Origin of the sequence: Geodermatophilus sp. YIM 151500 (assembly GCF_025716945.1) — a bacterium.
GTDB lineage: Bacteria > Actinomycetota > Actinomycetes > Mycobacteriales > Geodermatophilaceae > YIM-151500.
Genome location: NZ_JAOVZT010000042.1, coordinates 1 through 1,063 on the forward strand (window position 1 = coordinate 1; position 1,063 = coordinate 1,063).

Consider the following 1,063-nt stretch of genomic DNA (forward strand, 5'->3'; position numbering starts at 1 on the left):
GGCGGGCACGTACACGGTGCGGCTGATCGCGTCGAACGCGGCCGGCGCCGGTGCGCCGGCCACCCGGACGATCACCGTCTCGGAGGCCCCGCCGGGGCCGTCGGCGCCGGTGTCGTCGTTCGACGCGTCGCCGGTGAGCGGGGTGGCGCCGTTGGCGGTGTCGTTCAGCGACACCTCGACGGGTGCGCCGACGTCGTGGGCGTGGGAGTTCGGGGACGGGGCGACCTCGACCGAGCGGTCCCCGTCGCACACCTTCGCCGCGGCGGGCACGTACACGGTGCGGCTGATCGCGTCGAACGCGGCCGGCGCCGGTGCGCCGGCCACCCGGACCATCACGGTGACCGCGCCGCCCACGGGTAGCGGCGGCACGGTGACCGCGGGTGCGTCGACGACCTCGGTCAGCACCGCGGCCGTGGGCGCGGTGACCATCCCCCGGCCGGCCGCCGTGGCGGCGGGTGACCTGCTCGTCGCGCAGTTCACCGCGGACGACGGGCCGAGCGTGAGCGCGGCGCCGTCCGGCTGGTCGCCGGTGACCGGGCCGCTGAGCATCAACGGCCGGGCCACGGTGTTCGCCTACTACAAGGTAGCGGGCGCGGGCGAGCCGACGTCCTACTCCTTCTCCCTGTCGACGCCGGTGAAGTGGAACGCCGGGATGACGGTGTTCTCCGGGGTCGACCCGGCCGCACCGTTCGACACCGCGGCCTCGACCGCGTCGAACCTGGGCGCGAATTCGGCCACGCTCACCGTGCCGGGGGTGACCACCACGACGGCCGGCGCCCTGCTGGTCGGCGGGGTCGGGATGAACTCCTCGAGCGCCACGGTGACCCCGCCCACGGGCTGGACCGAGAGCTGGGAGGGCACCACGGCGCAGGTCTCCGAGGCCGCCTTCCAGGCCCGGCCGACGGTCGGCCCGACCGGGGACGCCGCCTGGCGCTTCAGCACCGGGGTGATCTCGGCCGGCTGGCTCCGGGCCCTGCGCCCGGCCGGTGGCGGCACCCCGCCGCCGGGGCCGTCGGCGCCGGTGTCGTCGTTCGATGCGTCGCCGGTGAGCGGGGTGGCGCCG

Annotated in this window: 1 protein-coding gene and 1 pseudogene; both read left to right on the forward strand. The window is 76.7% G+C overall.

All coding sequences use genetic code 11. The annotated features are described in order from the left end of the window. Nucleotides 1-157: 157 nt before the first annotated feature. Nucleotides 158-280: pseudogene (locus OF117_RS22335) on the forward strand (PKD domain-containing protein); the annotation flags it as partial. 141 nt (nucleotides 281-421) lie between these two features. After that, nucleotides 422-1,063: hypothetical protein (locus OF117_RS22055; RefSeq protein ID WP_263555006.1), on the forward strand; the 642-nt coding region annotated here is incomplete at its 3' end.